The sequence below is a fragment of the Amycolatopsis echigonensis genome (assembly GCF_014174495.1).
Taxonomy (GTDB): Bacteria; Actinomycetota; Actinomycetes; order Mycobacteriales; family Pseudonocardiaceae; genus Amycolatopsis; species Amycolatopsis echigonensis.
Genome location: NZ_JACJHR010000038.1, coordinates 1 through 17139, shown reverse-complemented (window position 1 = coordinate 17139; position 17139 = coordinate 1). Strand labels below are relative to the sequence as shown.

Genomic DNA, 17139 nt, shown 5'->3' with positions numbered 1-17139 from the left:
CGGCCACCGGCTACTCCTCCTCGTCGCCGAGAACCGGCAGGGTCGCCGAACCGTCGAGGCCGAAAACGCCCTCCGGATCGGGCTCGAGGAGATAGTCCGGCCGCCAGTGCAGGCCGTCGCCGGGACTACCCGGTGCGGCCGGAGCGCCGCCGACGGCCGGTCCCGAGCCGCGCTGGGACGGTTCGCTCACCGGAGCGGGGAGCACCGCGGCGCCGGGGCCGTTCCGGTCGTGGCTCGCCGCGGCCTGCGTGGTCGTGCTGTCCGGAGAGGTCCGGCGGATCGCGGCGGCATCGGGCACGATCGGGCCGTATTGCTTCGGCAGCACGCGTTTCGTGTTCACCGTGACGCCGTGGTACTGCTCCATCACCCGGACGTTGTTCTCGTTCGCGGCGTGGAACCGGTCGATTCCGTCCTGAAAGGACGCTGGCGCGGCCGACGCGGGCAGCACCGCCTGCAGCGGCCCGGCCCACGGCTGCGGCCGCTCCGGCCGCGGCGGCACCTCGACGACCGCGTGCCGCGAGCTTTCGAAGCTGCTGGCCTGGGTGTCCATCGACGCGCTGGTGAGGTCGAGCGGATCGGCGGACTCCCGGAACCCGGCCTCGACCGGTCCCGCGCCCGCCTTCGCCGCGTCCGCGGAGTCGCCGGTCCACGACCGCACCATCCGCTCCTGCAGCTCTTTCACGCTCTGTGCGCGCTCCAGGTACGCCGCGGAAAGCTCCTGGACCTTCGCCGCGGCAGCACGCAACCCGGACGTGTCGCCGCCGCGGAAGTTGTCGAAGATCTGCTTGCCGTCCACCTGGTTCCCTTCGTGCGCAGCCGGGATCGTCCGCTTACCGGCCGCGGCCGAGATCGGCGCCGGCCCGGTCCGCCTCGGCTGTCCGGTCCCGCGCGGTGCGCAGCTTGTCGAGGTATCCGGCGGCGTACCGGTGCAGCGCCTCGTTCTGGTCGCGCAGCGTGCGCAGGGAGTCCGCGCCGGCGGCGGCGTACTCCGCGCTCGCCGGGTCGGCGCCGGGAGCCGCGAAGACCTCGAGGATCTCGTCGATCGCTCGGCCGTCGGCGGCGATCTTGCCGAGCTGGTCCTCCCACAGCCGGATGACGGCGGTCAGCTCCGCCGCGTCCATGGCGAAACCGCCCCGCGCACGGCCCGACTCGCCGATGACCAAGGCCGCTCCCTTTCCCGGTGCTCACGTCGTGAGGTGCAGTCGTGATGTGCACAGCGTAGTCAACCGGCACGGTCGTGTCAGCCGAGAACCCGGCAGTGTGACCGCGCGCATCCGTTCCCCCGTCACGTCACAGTACGTACGTACGGATTGCGAGAACCCGGTCCGCGATGTCAGGATTTCAGGATGCCACGGGTCAGCCAGGATCACCTCGACGCACGCCGCCGGCAGATCCTCGACGGCTCGCGCGTGTGCTTCGCACGCTACGGCTACGAGGGCGCCACAGTACGCCGCCTCGAAGAAGCGACCGGATTGTCGCGCGGGGCCATCTTCCACCACTTCCGCGACAAGGAATCGCTCTTCCTCGCCCTCGCCGAGGACGACGCGGTGCGGATGGCCGACGTCGTCGCCGAACAGGGCCTGGTCCAGGTCATGCGCGACCTGCTGGCCGGGAACAGCGAACACCCGGCGGACTGGCTCGGCACCCGGCTGGAGGTGTCCCGGCGGCTGCGCACCGACCCGGAGTTCCGCGGCCGGTGGGCGGAACGCTCGCAGCAGCTGACCGAGGCCACCCGCGACCGTCTCGAATGGCAGCGCAAGGCCGGCAACCTGCGCGACGACGTCGACGTCAGCGTGCTCACCGCGTTCCTGGAACTCGTGCTCGAAGGGCTCGTCTCGCACCTCGCGATGGGCCTGCCCGGCGACGATCTCGGCCCGGTGCTCGACCTGGTCGAAGAAACCGTGCGGCGCCACCGGCCGGGCGCGCGCGGCTAGGCACCCGCGCGACCGCCGGGTTCGGGTGAACTGTGCGCCGTGGATCTCCTCGCCGCCCACGGCAGCGCATCGGTACGCGATCTGGTGAACCATCTGACCGTCGAACAACTCTGGGTACCGCATCTGCGCGCCGGAGCGACGCTCGAGGAGGTCGGCCCCCTCGTGGCCTTGCTGGGCCGTCGGCCGCGCTGAAACACCACAGTGGACAGAGCCCGACGCCTCCGCGCGGCGTGTTTTCCGTAACTCCCCGAACTCGCCCGCCGAGCGGAGCACCGCGCGACCTGGCCGCGACACCGCTGGCCGAGCCGCTGTCCCCCGCCCTGGCGGGGCGGAAAACCCGGAGCCGGGTTCGCGTCCTGTCGCGGCGCGGCTGCCCGGACCCGGTACGATTGTCGGCATCGTCGCACTACAACCCAGTTCTCCCGAGGAGTGACTTCCATCCGTGCGCGCTGCGCCATCGCCCGGTGACAGTACCGGGCCGGGTCTCCGACGACCCGGCTTCCCGCCTGCCGTCCGTTCCGCCGTTCCGGCCGGTGCGCCGTGATCCACGTCCTGCTTTCCGTGCTCGGCGTGCTGCTCTTCCTCCTCCTCACGATCGGCACCGGCCTCGCCGTGGCCGCCGAGTTCTCGCTGACCGCGCTCGAGCGCAGCACGGTCGACGCGAACGTCCGCCAGGTCGGTGACAAGCGTTCGCGCACGGTGCAGAAGGCGCACCGCACGCTGAGCTTCCAGCTGTCCGGCGCGCAGGTCGCGATCACGCTCACCACGCTGGTCACCGGTTTCCTCGCCGAACCGCTCATCGGCGACCTCGTCCGCCCGCTGCTCGACGCGATGGGCCTGCCCGCTTCGGCGGCGGCCGGGGTCGCGGTGGCGGTCGCGCTGGTGCTGGCCACGTTCCTGTCGATGATCCTCGGCGAGATGGTGCCGAAGAACATCGCGATCGCCCGGCCGCTGCCGACCGCCCGCGCCGTTTCCGGCTACCACGCCCGGTTCTCCGCGCTGTTCCGCTGGCTCATCACGCTGATGAACAACAGCGCGAACTTCCTCGTCCGCAAGTTCGGCATCGAGCCGCAGGAGGAGCTCCGTTCGGCGCGGTCGCCGCAGGAGCTGGGCTCGATCGTCCGCTCCAGCGCGGAAAGCGGGAAGCTCGACACCTCCACCGCGGAGCTGCTGGACCGGTCGCTGCGCTTCGGCGACCGCACCGCGGACGAGCTGATGACCCCGCGCGTGCAGGTCGAATCGCTCACCGTCGACGACACGATCGACGACCTGATCGACATCTCCCGGCGCACCGGGTTCTCGCGGTTCCCGGTCTACACCGAGGATCTCGACGACGTCCAGGGCGCGGTGCACGTCAAACAGGCGTTCGCCGTCCCCGCCGCGGACCGCGCGACCACCCGGATCCGCTCGGCGATGCGCCCGGTGCCGACGGTGCCGGAGTCGCTTCCCGGCGACGATCTGCTGAACCGGCTGCGCGATTCGCGCTTCCAGCTCGCGATCGTGGTGGACGAGTACGGCGGCACCGCCGGGCTGGTCACGCTGGAGGACGTGGTCGAGGAGATCATCGGCGACGTCCGCGACGAGCACGACGAGCGCGAGGCCCCGGCCGCGCAGCAGCTCGGCGCGGACCGCTGGCTCGTGTCCGGGCAGCTGCGCGCGGACGAGGTCCGGGACGTCACCGGCTTCCGGATGCCCGAGGGCGACTACGAAACGATCGCCGGCCTGATCCTGGAGCGCCTCGGCGCCATCCCGGCCGAGGGCGACGAAGTCGAGGTCGACGGCTGGCGGCTCGCGGTCACCAGCATGGACCGGCACCGCGTCGCCGAGGTCCAGGTCCGCCCGGCCGAACGCGAGGTGACCGCGTGAGCGACTGGCTGAACATCGCCCTCGTCGTGGTCCTGCTGCTGGCCAACGCGTTCTTCGTGGGCGCGGAATTCACGCTGATCTCGTCGCGCCGCGACCGGCTGGAAGCGTTGCTGGAACAGGGAAAGACGCGTGCGCAGATCGTCATCAACGCGAGCAAGCACGTGTCGCGGATGCTCGCCGGGGCCCAGCTCGGGATCACCATCTGCTCGCTGCTGCTCGGCCGCCTCGGCGAGCCCGCGGTCGCGCACCGGCTGTCCGGGTTCTTCGACCTGCTCGGCCTGCCCGACGAGCTGCTGCACCCGATCTCGTTCGCGATCGCGCTGGCGTTCATCACGATGCTGCACGTGCTGATCGGCGAGATGGTGCCGAAGAACCTCGCGATCGCCGAGCCGGAGCGGCTGGCGCTGTGGCTCGTGCCGGTGCACGTGGCGTGGGTGAAGGTGGCGAACCCGGTCATCGCGTTCCTCAACTTCGCCGCGAACTCCTTGCTGCGTCTGATGAAGGTCGAGCCGAAGGACGAGCTGGAAACCGCGTACAGCTCCGACGAACTGGCCGAACTGCTCAGCGAATCGCGCCAGGAGGGCCTGCTCGACCAGTCCGAGCACCAGCGGCTTTCGCAGACGCTGTCGTCGGTCGCCAAGACCGTCGCGGACGTTCTGGTGCCCACCTCGGAACTCAGGACGCTCCCTTGCGGGCCGACGCTCGGCGACGTCGAGCGCGCGGTGTCCACCACCGGGTTCTCGCGGTTCCCCGTGTGCACCGAGGACGGTTCGCTCACCGGCTACATCCACGTCAAGGACGTTCTCGACCTCGTCGGCCAGGACCCCGGCACGGTGATACCGGACGACAAGACGCGGGCGCTCACCGAACTGCGGTCGGACGCGCGGCTCGACGTCGCGCTTTCGGCCATGCGCAAGGAAGGCAGCCACCTCGCGCGGGCGCTCGACGCTTCCGGCGCGGCCGTCGGCGTGGTGGCGCTGGAAGATCTCGTCGAGGAATACGTGGGCACCGTGCGCGACGGCACCCACGTGGCGGCATGAGCGCAGCTTGCCAGCGAATCATCAGCACTCATGCCGCCGCCTCCCCGATGACCAGCGTGAAACTCGCCAAGGAGGCGGCGGCATGAGTGCGCCGATGGTGCTCGCCGAGGCGGACTGGCAGGCCCGGGAGCGAGCGCACGCCGAGCGGATGCGCGCGTGGACCGGGCCGCACCAGGAACGCCGGGCGCGCGGCGAGAAGCATCCGGTGCTGGATTTCCTGTTCACCTACTACTCGCATCGGCCCGGCCACCTCGAACGCTGGCAGCCGGGTCCGGGCGTGGTGCTCGCGGGGCCGTCGGCCCGGCGGTTCCTCGAGCGTCCGGCCTACGTCGAGACCGAGGCCGGAGTGATGCTCGACCCGGCGGCTTTCACGGGCCGCCGGGCGCGCACCGCCGAGTTCGTGCTGAAGCTGCTGTCGGCCACGGCGTCCCGGTCGCCGCGGCTGAGCTGCTTCGGACTGCACGAGTGGGCCATGGTCTACCGCGAGCCCGCGGACTCGGTGCGGCACGCGCAGGTCCCGCTGCGGCTCGGGTCGGCGAGGACCGACGAGGTCGTGGAATCGATGGACATCCGGTGCGGGCACTACGACGCGTTCCGGTTCTTCACCGCTCCGGCACGGCCGCGCAACACGCTCGCGCCGACTCGGGAAGCGCAGGTCGAGCTGGAGCAGCCGGGCTGCCTGCACGCGAACATGGATCTGTTCAAATGGGCGTACAAGCTCGATCCGTTCGTGCCCGCCGAGCTGGTCGGCGACTGTTTTGCGCTCGCCGCGGACGTCCGTGAACTGGACATGCGGGCCAGCCCGTACGATCTGTCGGACTACGGCTACCGGCCGGTGCCGATCGAGACCGCCGAAGGGCGGGCCTCCTACGCCCGTGCCCAAGCCGGATTCGCCGAGCGGGCCGCGCCGCTGCGGGCCCGCCTGATCGGCCTCTGCCGCGCGCTTCTCGCCGACCCGGCGAAGCCGCCGGAACCCGTGCCGAAGTCGCTGGACCACGGAACCGGCAACTCTGCGTAACGGTATTCACTGCAGGTCGCTGGCCTGATAGAGTGATAACGATTCGATTGCATGACTGAGCGTGTTGTGCACATCACGAAAGGACAACGATGGGGCGTCACAGCCTGCCCGAGGAGCCGGTGCCGCATCCCCTCGATCCGCCCAAGCGGCCCGCCGGCCGCAGCGAGACGACCGGCTCGCACCGGATCGTCGCCAAGAAGGCGCCGCGCAGGCGGATCGCGAAGTGGCCGCTCGTGGCCCTGGGGCTCGTGGTGCTCGCCGCGCTCGGCGTCGTCGGCTGGAACTGGGCCGACAGCGTGCTCAACAACCGCGCCGAGGCGCAGGCCGCCAGCTGCAACGGCGGCCGCACCGACGTCCGGATCGTGGTGACCCCGCAGATCGCCAAGCCGGTCGAGGCCGCGGCGGCGCGGTGGAACCAGGACCTGACGCAGGTGCACGGCAGCTGCGTGCACGTAGCCGTGCAGAGCAAGCCCGCGTCCGACGTGCTGACCGCGCTCACCGGCAAGTCCTCGCTCGACTCCATCGGCGGCCTGCCCGACGGCTGGATCCCCGAATCGTCGTACTGGATCACCCAGCTGTCGAAGGCCAAGCCCGACGTCATCGGCTCGCCCGCGATGCCGATCGGCTCCGGCCCGCCCGCGGACTACCCGTTCGTCGGCCTGTCCGGCACGTCGATCGACGAGGTCCAGCAGCGCGGCACGCAGAGCTTCCGGGCGTTCCTGAAGGAACCGGCGCAGCTGGCCGACTTCGCGGCGGCGGGCATCCGCGCCTCCTGATCCCTGACCGCACCAGCGCCGCCTCCGCCCGCACCCGGGCCGGGGCGGCGCTGTGCGTTCGGGGCGGGGCCGGGCTAGCGGCTGGCGGGCGAGGCCTCTCAGGAGTCGAGTTCGGCCAGCGCCAGCAGGTCGTCCTCGGCCAGTTCGAAGTCGAACACGTCCGCGTTCTCCCGGATCCGCGAGGGGGTCGCCGATTTCGGGATCGTGATGATGCCCTGCTGCAGATGCCAGCGCAGCACCAGCTGGGCGGGCGTCTTCCCGTACTTCGCCGCCAGCGAGGTGACCACCCGGTCGTTCAGGTGCCTGCCGCGGGCCAGCGGGCTCCACGCCTCGGTCGCGATGCCGTGCTCGGCGTGGAACGCGCGCAGCGGGGCCTGCTGCTGCCACGGGTGCAGTTCGACCTGGTTCACCACCGGCACGACGTCGGTCTCGTCGAGCAGGCGCCGCAGATGGTCGATGCCGAAGTTCGACACGCCGATCGCCCGCACCCGGCCCTCGTTCAGCAGCCGTTCGAGCGCGCGCCAGGTCTCGACGTAGCGGTCCAGCTCCGGTTTCGGCCAATGGATCAGGTACAGGTCGACCGGGCCCAGGCCGAGCGCCTCGGCGCTGCGGTCGAACGCGCGCAGGGTGTTGTCGTAGCCGTGGTCGGTGTTCCAGACCTTGGTGGTGACGAAGACGTCCTCGCGCGGCAACCCGGACTCCCGCACCGCCGCGCCGACCTCGGCCTCGTTGCCGTACATGGCGGCGGTGTCGATGCTGCGGTACCCGGCGTCGAACGCCGTCGCGACGACCTTCGCGACCTGGTCGGGCCGGACCTGGTACATGCCGAGTCCGAGCTGCGGGATGGCGACCGAGTTGTTCAGCGTGAGCAGGGGCGGCACAGCCATGCGGCGATCCTCACTGCGGTGTTCTCGGGAACAGGTCTCCTGGGGAACACCGGAGATCTTGCCATTCCCTGGTCGCCGCCGCTTGCGCCCCCTGCCGCAATCCGCCGCCCGACGTCCGTGAAGGGCCCCTTGAGGGAATCAGATTCCTTCGAGGAGTCCTTCACGGGCCCGCACCGCCTCCGTGACCCGGGCGGCTCTCTCGGCGACCTCGTCCGGCTCCGCGGCGAGCAGGACGCCGTGCCGGGCCTCGACCGCGACTCGTGCGGTCATCGCGGAGGAACGCGCCATTTCCGCGGCCGCGGAGACGTCCGCCAGCGCCGCGGAGTCCACAGTGGACAACAGGCGTTCCGCCACCCGGACGACCTCCCCCGCCGCGGCGACCACATCCGCGGCGGGCTGGGCGCGGTCGGGGACGTCGTGCGTGACGGCGTGGGCGTCGATTTCCGCCAGCCGCAACGCATGGCGCGTCAGGTGGTCCGCTTCCGCATCGCCGCCGGCGGCCCGGCTCAGCAGGGCCGCCGCCTGGGCGAGGGCGAGAGCCGCGACCGTGGCCCCGGCCGGAGCCGGGATCGCGGGCCGGGCGAGGGTGTTCAGGAAGTCGCTCACGATCTGGTCCCGCATGGCGGGCCTCCTTCGCGTTCAGCGCCGGATGCGCTCCATCCCGGGGTCGACCAGCGGTTCCGCGGCCACTGTCGCGGCGACCCGCCGTCCGAAGTACTCGATCTGCACCTGGTCGCCGATCCCGACCGAGCCCGGCAGCCAGGCGTAGGCGATGGGGCGGCCGATCGTGTAGCCGTAGGCCGCGCTCGTGACGTAACCCGCCGGGGTGCCGTCCACGAACACCGGTTCCTTGCCCAGCACGACAGTCCGCCCGTCGTCCACGGTGAGGCAACGCAGCCGCCGCGCCGAGGTTCCTTCGCTGCGACCGTCGATGGCTGCCCGACCGACGAAGTCGCCCTTCGCCGGACGCACCGCGAACCCGACCCCGGCCTCGTACGGGTCGTGCTCGGTGGTCATGTCGGTCCCCCACAGCCGGTAGCCCTTCTCCAGCCGGAGGCTGTTGAACGCACCGCGCCCGGCCGCGATCACGCCCAGCGGCTGCCCGGCGCGCCACAACGCGTCCCACAGGCGCTGGCCGTTGTCCGCGGAGGTGTAGATCTCCCAGCCGAGCTCGCCCACATAGGACAGTCGCAGGATCGTCACCGGCACCCCGGCGATCCGGGCCCGGCGGCCGCGGAAGTACTTGAGCCCGGTGTGCGAAAGGTCTTCCGCCGACAGCGGTTGCACCAGGTCGCGGGCGAGCGGACCCCAGACGCCGACGCAGCAGGTGCCGCCGGTGGTGTCCTGGACCCGGACGCCTTCCGGGGCCCGGCTGCGGAGGTACGCGACGTCGATGTTGCCGTTGATGCCGACCTGGAACAGCTCCGGTTCCAGCCGTGCCACCGTGATGTCGCTGCGGACGCCGCCCGCGTCGTCGAGCATCAGCGTGTAAGTCACCGAGCCGACCGACTTCGCCAGCTGGTTCGTCGTGAGCCCCTGCAGGAACTCCAGCGAACCCGGGCCGCTGACCTCGACGCGCTTGAGCGGGGTCATGTCGTACATCGCGACGCCGTTTCGGGTGTGCCAGGCCTCCGCCGCCACGATCGGCGAATGGAACTGCCCGGCCCAGGCGTCGCGCGCGGGCGGGAGGAAGTCGTGCGGCAAGTCTTTCAGCAGCGACGCGTTGGCCTCGAACCAGTGCGGCCGTTCCCAGCCGCCCGCCTCCAGGAACACCGCGCCCAGCTCGCGCTGGCGGGCGTGGAACGGGCTGACCCGCAGGTCGCGCGGCGAAAGCCGGGGCTGCAGCGGGTGCAGCACGTCGTAGATCTCCACGAAGTTCTGCTGCGCGGTTTCCCGGATGTACTCCGGGGCCAGCTGGACGTCCTCGAACCGGTGCACGTCCAGCTCGTGCAGATCGGTTTCGGAGCGGCCGTCCACAATAGACTCCGCGACCGCCTTCGCGATGCCCGCCGAATGCGTGACCCAGATGGCCTCGGCGATCCAGAATCCGCGCACGTCCGAGGATTCGCCGACGAGAGAACCGCCGTCCGGGGTGAAGGAGAAGATGCCGTTGAAGCCCTCCTCCGCCTTGGTCCGCCCGAGCGCGGGCAGCAGCAGCTTGCTCTCCTCCCACGACGGCGCGAAATCGTCCTCGGTGAACGGCAGCATCGACGGCATCGCGGACGCGGTCACCTCGCCGGGTTCAGCGAAGGTGTCCACCGGCATCGGGCGGTGCGCGTACGAGCCGATGCCGAGCCGGTCGCCGTGCTGGCGGAAGTAGAGGTCCTGGTCCTGATGGCGCAGGATCGGCAGCGCCGGGCGCACCGGGTCGGCTCCGGCCAGTTCGGCGAGCTGGCCGGTCTTCGCGTACTGGTGGGCCAGCGGCAGCAGCGGCACGGTCATGCCGGCCATCTCGCCGATCTCCCGGCCCCAGAATCCGGCGCAGGACACCACGATGTCCGCCGGAATCTCCCCGTCGTGAGTCTTCACGCCGGTGACGCGGCCGTTCGCCTGCTCGATGCCGGTCACCCGGGTCGAGCCGGCGAACCGCGCGCCGCGCGACGACGCCCGTTTGATCAGCTCCTCCACCGCGCGCGAGGCGACAGCGAGCCCGTCGGTCGGGACGTACAGCGAGCCGAAGATCTGGTTCTGGTCGAGCATCGGCCAGCGCCGGACGCATTCGTCCGGGTCGATCAGGTACGCGCCGACGCCCCACGACGTCGCCCAGCCGTGCTTGCGTTTCAGGTCCTCCCACCGCGCCGCGGTGCTGGCCACCTCCATGCCGCCGACCTGGTGGAAACAGCCCAGGTCGAGCAGTTTGCGGACGGTGTAGCCGGCGAACTCGGTCATCGCCTTCGACGGGTTGGTCTGGAACACCAGTCCGGGCGCGTGTGACGTCGAACCGCCGGTCAGCGGCAGCGGGCCCTGGTCGAGCACGGTGACGTCGGTCCAGCCGCGCAGGGTCAGCTCGTCGGCGAGGTTCGCGCCCACGATTCCGGCGCCGATGATCACGACACGGGTCATGAGAACTCCCTGGGAGTAGGTCAGCGGAAGACGACGGTCCGGTTGCCGTTGAGGAGGACGCGCCGTTCGCAGTGCCAGCGCACCGCGCGGGAAAGCGCGAGGGCTTCGGCGTCGCGGCCGACGGTCGCGAGCGCGCGCGGCGAGTGGGTGTGGTCGACCCGCTGCACCTCTTGTTCGATGATCGGGCCTTCGTCGAGTTCGGGAGTCACGTAGTGCGCGGTCGCGCCGACGTACTTCACGCCCCGGTCGTAGGCCTGCGCGTACGGTTTCGCTCCCTTGAACCCGGGCAGGAACGAGTGGTGGATGTTGATCGCGCGGCCCTGCAGCTTCTGGCACAGCTCGTCCGAGAGGACCTGCATGTACCGGGCCAGCACGACGAGGTCGATGTCGTGCTCCCGCACCAGGTCCAGCAGGCGCTGTTCGGCCTCCGCCTTGGTCTCGGGCGTCACCGGGATGTGCACGAACGGCAGCCCGGCGGCCTCGGCCATCGGGCGCAGGTCCTCGTGGTTGGACGCCACGAGCGCGATTTCCGCGCCGAGCGCGCCCGCGCGCCAGCGGAAGAGGAGGTCGTTGAGGCAGTGCCCGGCCTTCGACACCATCACCAGCAGCCGGTCCGGGGTGCGGTCGGAGAACCGGTACCGCATGGCGTAGTCCCGGGCGACCAGGTCGAACTCGCGGGTCAGATCGTCCACTGTGGCCGGACCGGCGCAGGTGAATTCGGTGCGCAGGAACAGTTCCCCGTGCACGTCGTCGTCGAACTGCTGGTGCTCGACGATGTCGCAGCCGTTGCTCACGAGGAACGTCGTCACGGCGTGCACGATCCCGGAGCGCTCGGGGCAGTGCAGGGTCAAGGTGAACTGGGTCAAGACTCCTCCTCTCGGTATTCCAGCGCCGCGTCGGCGAGCCAGGCGGCGAAGTAGGGGGCGAACGACTGGCGCACGAGCACGGTGAACTCGCCCGCTTCCCGCACCAGCAGGACGATTCCGGTGCGGGCGTACAACGTCTGGACGCAGGTGCCCGGCGGCGCGGCCTTCGGGTGGAGGTCGATCGCGCAGCCATGCGCCAGGACGTCGCGAGCCGCCGGCCCGGCCAGCCGCACCGTGGTGCGCTGCGCCGACACGTCGGTGACCGCGCCGACGGTGATCGCTTCCCGCAGCGCGGCTTCGGTGCCTTCCGGAGCACCGAGCACGAGGTACTCGTCCGGGCCGAGCCACAGCACGTCTCCGATGCCGCTGGTGAACCGGCACACGTCCGGCAGCGCGGTGCCGAGCACGGCTGCGGCGGCGTCGTGGCCTTCGCGGATGCGGACGTTGAGCTGCGAGAGGAACGGTCGTTCTTCGGCGAGCACGGCGGGCGCGCAGCTGGCGAGCAGGCCCGCGTGCTCCGCGAGCGGAGACAGGGTCTTAGCCGTCACGGCGGGTCCCCTCCTTGTCGTAGAGCACGGATTCGGTCACCGTCACCGGCACCACCTCGTCGCCGTCCGCGACATACAGCGTCTCCCCGATCCGCTCCCGGCCGGAGCGGACGAGGGCGAGCGCGAAGGTGCGGTCCAGTGCGGCGCTCGGGTAGCTGGAGGTGACGTGGCCGAGCATGCGGACCGGCGGCTTCGGCACGTGCGCGGTTTCGATGACCTGCGCGCCCTCCGGCAGCAGCACAGTGGGATCGACCGGAAGCAGGCCGACGAACTGCTTGCGGTCCGGCCGCTGGTTTTCCGCCCGCGAGAAGGACCGTTTGCCGAGGAAGTCCGCCTTCTTCTTGGACACCGCCCAGCTCATGCCGAGGTCCTGCGGGGTGACGGTGCCGTCGGTGTCCTGGCCGATGATCGGGTAGCCCTTCTCCGCGCGCAGGACGTGCATGGTTTCGGTGCCGTACGGGGTGATTCCCTGCTCCGCCAACGCTTCCCAGAGCGCCAGGCCGTACCAGGACGGCACGTTGATCTCATACGCCAGCTCGCCGGAGAAGCTGATCCGGCACACTCGCGCGGCGATCCCGGCCACTTCGGCGTCGCGCCAGGTCATGAAGCCGAAGGCGTCGTTGCTGACGTCCAGCTCCGGTGCCAGCCCGGCCAGCACCTCGCGCGAACGCGGGCCCACGAGCGCGACTGTCGCCCAGTGCTCGGTGACCGAGGTGGCGAACACGCGCAGGTGCGGCCACTCGGTCTGCAGCCACTCCTCCATCCAGTCCAGCACCATCGCGGCATTGCCGGTCGTCGTGGTGACCAGGAAGCGGTCCTCGGCCACGCGGATGACGGTGCCGTCGTCGATGACCATGCCGTCCACTCCGCACATCACGCCGTACCGGATCCGGCCGACCTTGAGCGTGCTCATCATGTTCGTGTAGAGCAGGTCGAGGAATTCGGCGGCGTCCGGGCCTTGGACATCGATCTTGCCGAGCGTCGAACCGTCCATCATGGCCACGTCAGTGCGGGCGGCAATGCACTCCCGCCGGACCGCTGCGTGCAGGTCCTCCCCCGGCTGCGGGTAGTACCACGGGCGCTTCCACTGGCCGACGTTCTCGAACTCCGCGCCGTGCTCGACGTGCCAGGAATGCAGCGCGGTGACGCGGACCGGGTCGTGCAGCTCGCCGCGGTTGCGTCCGGCCAAAGCGGCGAAGGCGACCGGCGTGTACGGCGGGCGGTAGGTGGTCGGGCGGCGGTCGGCGAGGTCGACGCCGAGGGCTTCGGCGGTGATCCCGGCGGCGAGCATGCCGGAGGTCTTGCCCTGGTCGTGCGCCGTGCCGATGGTGGTGTAGCGCTTGACGTGCTCCAGCGAGGTGAGCCCCGCGCCGGTCGCGCGGAGCACGTCGGAAACGGTGGCGTCGCGCTGCAGGTCGACGAAGCGGGTGTCCGCATCGGACTCCGCGCCGGGGATCTGCCATTCGACGGCGGGCGGAAGCTCGCGCGGCCGAGCGTCGGAGACCGGGAGCGGGATTTCCGCCGGTGCCTCGATTCCGGCTCCGGCGAGCGCTTTTTCGGCGGCGGTCCGGCCTTCTCGCACGCAACCGGCGAAATCCAGCGTGCCGTTGGCACTGCCCGCTACCCGAGCGGCCGGAAGGTCGCCGTCCGGGAGATACGCGCCGAGCGCGGGTTCGTAGCGCAGGGCACCGCGCTGCTGGCTGAACAGGTGGACGGCAGGCGTCCAGCCGCCCGAGACCAGGAGCGTGTCGCATGGGACCAGCTCCCCGGTGACGCGGACACCGGTGACGCGCTCGGCGCCATCGGTCGCGGTGACCGCGGCCCCGGTCCGGACCTCGACGCCCCGTTCCGCACAGACGGCGGCCCAGTTTTCCGGCGCGGCCGGACGAACGTCGACCACCAGCGGGACTTCCACGCCGGCGTCGGCGAGGTCGATCGCCGTCGCGTAGGCGGAATCGTCCATCGTGAACACCACCGCGCGACGGCCGGGCAGGACGCCGTACCGGTGCAGGTAAGTCCGCGCGGCGCCGGCGAGGAGGATGCCGGGGCGGTCGTTGTCCGGGAACACGATCGGACGCTCGTGCGCGCCGGTCGCGAGGACCGTCTGCCGCGCGCGGATCCGCCATACGCGCTGCCGGGCCGCGCCGGACGTCCGGTGCTGCACGGCCAGGACGAAACCGTCGTCGTAGGCGCCGAACGCGGTGGTCCGGTCGAGCACTTCCACGTCCGGCGTCGCGCGGAGTTCGTCGGCGATCGCGCGGGCCCATTCGACGGCGGGCTTGAGGTCGAGGTACTCGTTCGAGCCGAGCAGGGAACCGCCGGGTTCGGGCTGGTCGTCCACCAGCACCACGCGGGCTCCGGCGCGTGCCGCGGTCCGGGCCGCGACGAGCCCGGCCGGACCGGCGCCGACCACGAGCACGTCGCAGTGCAGGTGTTTCGCGTCGTACCGCGCCGGGTCCGGTTCGGTCGCCAACCGGCCCTGGCCGGACAGGCTGCGCGCGACCAGGCCGTCGTACAGCTCGACGGTGGTGGCGGTCTGCATCGGCTCGGGGAACGGCTTTTCCAGCTGCACCAACGCGTTCGGCTCTTCGACGCCCGCCGCCATGATGCCGCGCGGGCGGCCGAGCTTGACGCTCCGGGCGACCTGGTGCACGCCGTGGGCCAGGAGCGCGGACGCGAGCGTGTCGCCGGGATGTCCGGTGAGGACGCGGCCGTCGAAGGTGAACTGAAGCTGGGTGTCGCGGTCGACGTGGCCGCCGCTGGGAAGGCGGAAGGTCATGGGATCACCGGCCGGGGTTCGTCGAGGCGGTAGACCGCCGCGAGTTCGTGGGTGCGGGTGTCGCGGACGGCGTTGAACCAGCGCCGGCAGCCCGCGCTGTGCGTCCAGCGCTCGGCGAGCGGGCCGCTCGGGTTGGCGCGGAAGAAGACGTACTTCGCCCACTCCTCGTCCGACAGCGCCGCCGGGTCCTGCGGGTACGCGACGTGGGCTTGGCCGCCGTAGTGGAATTCGGTCTCCTCGCGGGGACCGCACCAGGGGCAGGGAATCAGCTGCACAGTTGCTCCTAATGCGCGACGGCGGCGGCGCCGTGCTCGTCGACGAGCGCGCCGGTGGTGAACCGGTCGAGGGTGAACGGTTCGGCGTACGGATGGGGCTTGCCCTTCGCGACGGTGTGCGCGAAGCAGTCGCCGACGCCCGGCGTGGCCTTGAACCCGCCGGTCCCCCACCCGCAGTTCAGGTAGAGGTTCTCCACCGGGGTCAGCCCGACGATCGGCGACGCGTCCGGGGTCACGTCGACGATGCCCGCCCAGGTCCGCAGCAGGTGCGCCCGCGCGAACACCGGGAACAACTCCAGCGCGGCGGCCATCTGGTCCTCGATGATGTGGAACGCGCCGCGCTGGCCGTAGCCGGCGTAGGAGTCGATGCCCGCGCCCATCACGAGTTCTCCCTTGTGCGCCTGGGAAACGTAGACGTGCACGGCGTTCGACATCACCACCGTCGGGTGCACCGGTTCGAGCAGTTCCGACACGAGCGCCTGCAGCGGATGCGACACCAGCGGCAGGTCGATCCCGGCCATCTTCGCCAGCACCGAACTGTGCCCGGCCGCGCACAGCGCGACCTTCCCGGCGGCGATCCGGCCCCGGCTCGTGTCGAGGCCGACGACCTTGCCGTCCCGCGTTTCGATGCCGGTGACCTCGCAGTTCTGGATCAGGTCGACGCCCATCGCGGCGGCCGCGCGGGCGAAACCCCAAGCCACGTAATCGTGTTTGGCGATCCCGGCGCGCGGCTGGTAGGTCGCGCCGAGCACCGGGTAGCGCACGTCCGGCGAGGTGTTGACGATCGGGCAGAGTTCCTTGACCCCGTCCGCGTCGACCCATTCCGCGTCGATCCCGTTGAGCCGGTTGGCGTTCACCCGGCGCACGCTGTCGCGGACGTCCTGCAGGCTGTGCGCGAGGTTGAGCACGCCGCGCTGGCTGAACAGGATCGGGTAGCCGAGGTCTTCTTCGAGGCCCTCCCACAGCTTCAGCGAATGCTCGTAGATGCCGGAGCTTTCGTCCCACAGGTAGTTCGAGCGGATGATCGTCGTGTTGCGGGCCATGTTCCCGCCGGCGAGCCAGCCCTTCTCCAGCACCGCAACGTTCGTGATGCCGTGCACCTTGGCGAGGTAGTAGGCGGTCGCGAGGCCGTGCCCGCCGCCGCCCACCACGACGACGTCGTACGCGCGCCGCGGCTCCGGGTCCCGCCACAGGAAATCCGGGTGGTCCGGAAGGTCCGCGCCCGGGGGACGGGACTGGTCCGTCGTGGTCATTCCGGCTGGCCTCCCGTATCGGACAACTGGTCGACTACTGATATATCAATCTTCGCTGTAGAGTATGCCGGGTGAGCACCCCGGTCAACCACGTCATCCCGGCCGCCGCCCCGTCGCTGGCCGAACGCGCCTACGAGTTCCTGCGCGACTGTCTCGTCATGCTCGACATCAAGCCGGGCGACCCGATCAACGAGGAATGGGCGGGCACCGCGCTCGGCATGGGCCGCACGCCGATCCGCGAAGCGCTGAAACGGCTCGAGACCGAACGCCTCGTGGTCGCGTACCCGCGCCGCGGCACGTTCGCCACGGACGTCAACATCTCCGACCTCGCGCACATCTCCGAGGTCCGGCGCACCCTCGAGCCGACGGCCGCCGCGTCCGCCGCGACCCGGGCGACCGACGCCGACCGGGCACGGCTGGTGGAGCTGCGCGATCAGCTGGATTCGGCCACCCCGAAGGAAAACGCCGAACTCCTGCGCACCGACCTCGAACTCCACCGCGCGATCTACGCCTGCGTGCACAATCCGTTCTTCGAGGACACCCTGATCCACTACGACAACCTCGCGACCCGGATCTGGTGCGTGTTCCTCCCCCGGCTGCGCGGCATGGCCGGGCACGTGGACGAGCATTCGCCGCTGCTGACGGCGATCGCCGAGGGCGACGCGAAGAAGGCTTCGGCGCTGACGCTCGACCACGTGACCGGTTTCGAGGAAGCGATCCGCGCGCTGATCTGACCGGCCCGCACCGGAAGTGTCCAGGAATCTGGACACTCCGGCGGCGTCGGCCCCGGCAGCATCGGGGAATCGATCCCCGAGCGGAAGGCACCGCGAGCCG

The 17139-nt window shown here is 70.8% G+C and carries 17 protein-coding genes; 7 read left to right on the top strand and 10 right to left on the bottom strand.

Features of this window, described 5'->3' with window-relative positions:
• Positions 1-10 precede the first annotated feature (10 nt).
• The gene (locus tag H5411_RS25005; protein ID WP_158242567.1) at positions 11-796 is read right to left on the bottom strand and encodes a WXG100 family type VII secretion target; all 786 of its coding nucleotides are present in this window, start codon (positions 794-796) and stop codon (positions 11-13) included.
• 34 nt (positions 797-830) lie between these two features.
• The gene (locus H5411_RS25000) at positions 831-1163 is read right to left on the bottom strand and encodes a hypothetical protein (protein ID WP_101439813.1); all 333 of its coding nucleotides are present in this window, start codon (positions 1161-1163) and stop codon (positions 831-833) included.
• A gap of 183 nt (positions 1164-1346) precedes the next feature.
• On the opposite strand from H5411_RS25000, the gene H5411_RS24995 reads away from it, so the two are divergent.
• The 6 genes from H5411_RS24995 (at position 1347) to H5411_RS24970 (ending at position 6634) form a co-directional block, all read left to right on the top strand.
• A complete protein-coding gene (locus H5411_RS24995) occupies positions 1347-1934 on the top strand; it encodes a TetR/AcrR family transcriptional regulator (protein WP_009078063.1) in 588 nt (195 codons plus the stop codon).
• Between the two features lie 39 nt (positions 1935-1973).
• Positions 1974-2126 (top strand): hypothetical protein, encoded by a 153-nt coding sequence (locus H5411_RS47795; protein ID WP_244194867.1) that lies wholly within the window; start codon positions 1974-1976, stop codon positions 2124-2126.
• Between the two features lie 351 nt (positions 2127-2477).
• Complete coding sequence (locus H5411_RS24985; protein ID WP_460431574.1) at positions 2478-3800, top strand: hemolysin family protein; 1323 nt, start codon at positions 2478-2480, stop codon at positions 3798-3800.
• Positions 3797-4840: a hemolysin family protein gene (locus H5411_RS24980; RefSeq protein ID WP_101439811.1), complete on the top strand. Its 1044-nt coding sequence runs from the start codon at positions 3797-3799 to the stop codon at positions 4838-4840. The genes H5411_RS24985 and H5411_RS24980 overlap by 4 nt, the downstream gene beginning before the upstream one ends.
• A gap of 82 nt (positions 4841-4922) precedes the next feature.
• Complete coding sequence (locus tag H5411_RS24975) at positions 4923-5858, top strand: 3-methyladenine DNA glycosylase (RefSeq protein ID WP_101439810.1); 936 nt, start codon at positions 4923-4925, stop codon at positions 5856-5858.
• Between the two features lie 89 nt (positions 5859-5947).
• The gene (locus H5411_RS24970) at positions 5948-6634 is read left to right on the top strand and encodes a substrate-binding domain-containing protein (protein ID WP_183125208.1); all 687 of its coding nucleotides are present in this window, start codon (positions 5948-5950) and stop codon (positions 6632-6634) included.
• Positions 6635-6732: 98 nt separating this feature from the next.
• Here the strand turns inward: H5411_RS24970 and H5411_RS24965 are convergent, their stop codons facing one another.
• From H5411_RS24965 to H5411_RS24930, 8 genes are all read right to left on the bottom strand, one after another.
• Positions 6733-7521, bottom strand: coding sequence for an aldo/keto reductase (locus H5411_RS24965; protein ID WP_101439808.1), 789 nt, complete (start codon positions 7519-7521; stop codon positions 6733-6735).
• 138 nt (positions 7522-7659) lie between these two features.
• Positions 7660-8142, bottom strand: a complete 483-nt coding sequence (locus tag H5411_RS24960) for a hypothetical protein (protein WP_101439807.1) — start codon at positions 8140-8142, stop codon at positions 7660-7662.
• An 18-nt stretch (positions 8143-8160) separates the two neighbouring features.
• Entirely contained in the window at positions 8161-10584 is a 2424-nt protein-coding gene (locus H5411_RS24955; RefSeq protein WP_183125207.1) for a GcvT family protein, read from the bottom strand.
• Positions 10585-10604: 20 nt separating this feature from the next.
• Entirely contained in the window at positions 10605-11450 is an 846-nt protein-coding gene (gene purU / locus H5411_RS24950; RefSeq protein WP_101439805.1) for a formyltetrahydrofolate deformylase, read from the bottom strand.
• The gene (locus tag H5411_RS24945; RefSeq protein ID WP_101439804.1) at positions 11447-11998 is read right to left on the bottom strand and encodes a sarcosine oxidase subunit gamma; all 552 of its coding nucleotides are present in this window, start codon (positions 11996-11998) and stop codon (positions 11447-11449) included. Before H5411_RS24945 ends, purU begins: the two co-directional genes overlap by 4 nt.
• Positions 11988-14777 carry a 2Fe-2S iron-sulfur cluster-binding protein gene (locus tag H5411_RS24940; RefSeq protein ID WP_183125206.1) on the bottom strand — a complete coding sequence of 930 codons (2790 nt, stop codon included), beginning with the start codon at positions 14775-14777 and terminating at the stop codon, positions 11988-11990. Before H5411_RS24940 ends, H5411_RS24945 begins: the two co-directional genes overlap by 11 nt.
• The gene (locus H5411_RS24935; RefSeq protein ID WP_009078042.1) at positions 14774-15052 is read right to left on the bottom strand and encodes a sarcosine oxidase subunit delta; all 279 of its coding nucleotides are present in this window, start codon (positions 15050-15052) and stop codon (positions 14774-14776) included. Before H5411_RS24935 ends, H5411_RS24940 begins: the two co-directional genes overlap by 4 nt.
• 8 nt (positions 15053-15060) lie before the next feature.
• Positions 15061-16305, bottom strand: coding sequence for a sarcosine oxidase subunit beta family protein (locus H5411_RS24930; RefSeq protein ID WP_101439802.1), 1245 nt, complete (start codon positions 16303-16305; stop codon positions 15061-15063).
• A 71-nt stretch (positions 16306-16376) separates the two neighbouring features.
• On the opposite strand from H5411_RS24930, the gene H5411_RS24925 reads away from it, so the two are divergent.
• The gene (locus H5411_RS24925; protein ID WP_183125205.1) at positions 16377-17039 is read left to right on the top strand and encodes a GntR family transcriptional regulator; all 663 of its coding nucleotides are present in this window, start codon (positions 16377-16379) and stop codon (positions 17037-17039) included.
• Positions 17040-17139 lie beyond the last annotated feature (100 nt).

What these genes read in the sequence shown, in the direction of transcription:
- H5411_RS24995 (WP_009078063.1), top strand. Translation starts at nt 1,347, where the DNA reads ATGCCACGGGTCAGCCAGGATCACCTCGACGCACGCCGCCGGCAGATC.
- H5411_RS24975 (WP_101439810.1), top strand. Translation starts at nt 4,923, where the DNA reads ATGAGTGCGCCGATGGTGCTCGCCGAGGCGGACTGGCAGGCCCGGGAG.
- H5411_RS24970 (WP_183125208.1), top strand. Translation starts at nt 5,948, where the DNA reads ATGGGGCGTCACAGCCTGCCCGAGGAGCCGGTGCCGCATCCCCTCGAT.
- H5411_RS24965 (WP_101439808.1), bottom strand. Translation starts at nt 7,521, where the DNA reads ATGGCTGTGCCGCCCCTGCTCACGCTGAACAACTCGGTCGCCATCCCG.
- H5411_RS24960 (WP_101439807.1), bottom strand. Translation starts at nt 8,142, where the DNA reads ATGCGGGACCAGATCGTGAGCGACTTCCTGAACACCCTCGCCCGGCCC.
- H5411_RS24955 (WP_183125207.1), bottom strand. Translation starts at nt 10,584, where the DNA reads ATGACCCGTGTCGTGATCATCGGCGCCGGAATCGTGGGCGCGAACCTC.
- H5411_RS24940 (WP_183125206.1), bottom strand. Translation starts at nt 14,777, where the DNA reads ATGACCTTCCGCCTTCCCAGCGGCGGCCACGTCGACCGCGACACCCAG.
- H5411_RS24930 (WP_101439802.1), bottom strand. Translation starts at nt 16,305, where the DNA reads ATGACCACGACGGACCAGTCCCGTCCCCCGGGCGCGGACCTTCCGGAC.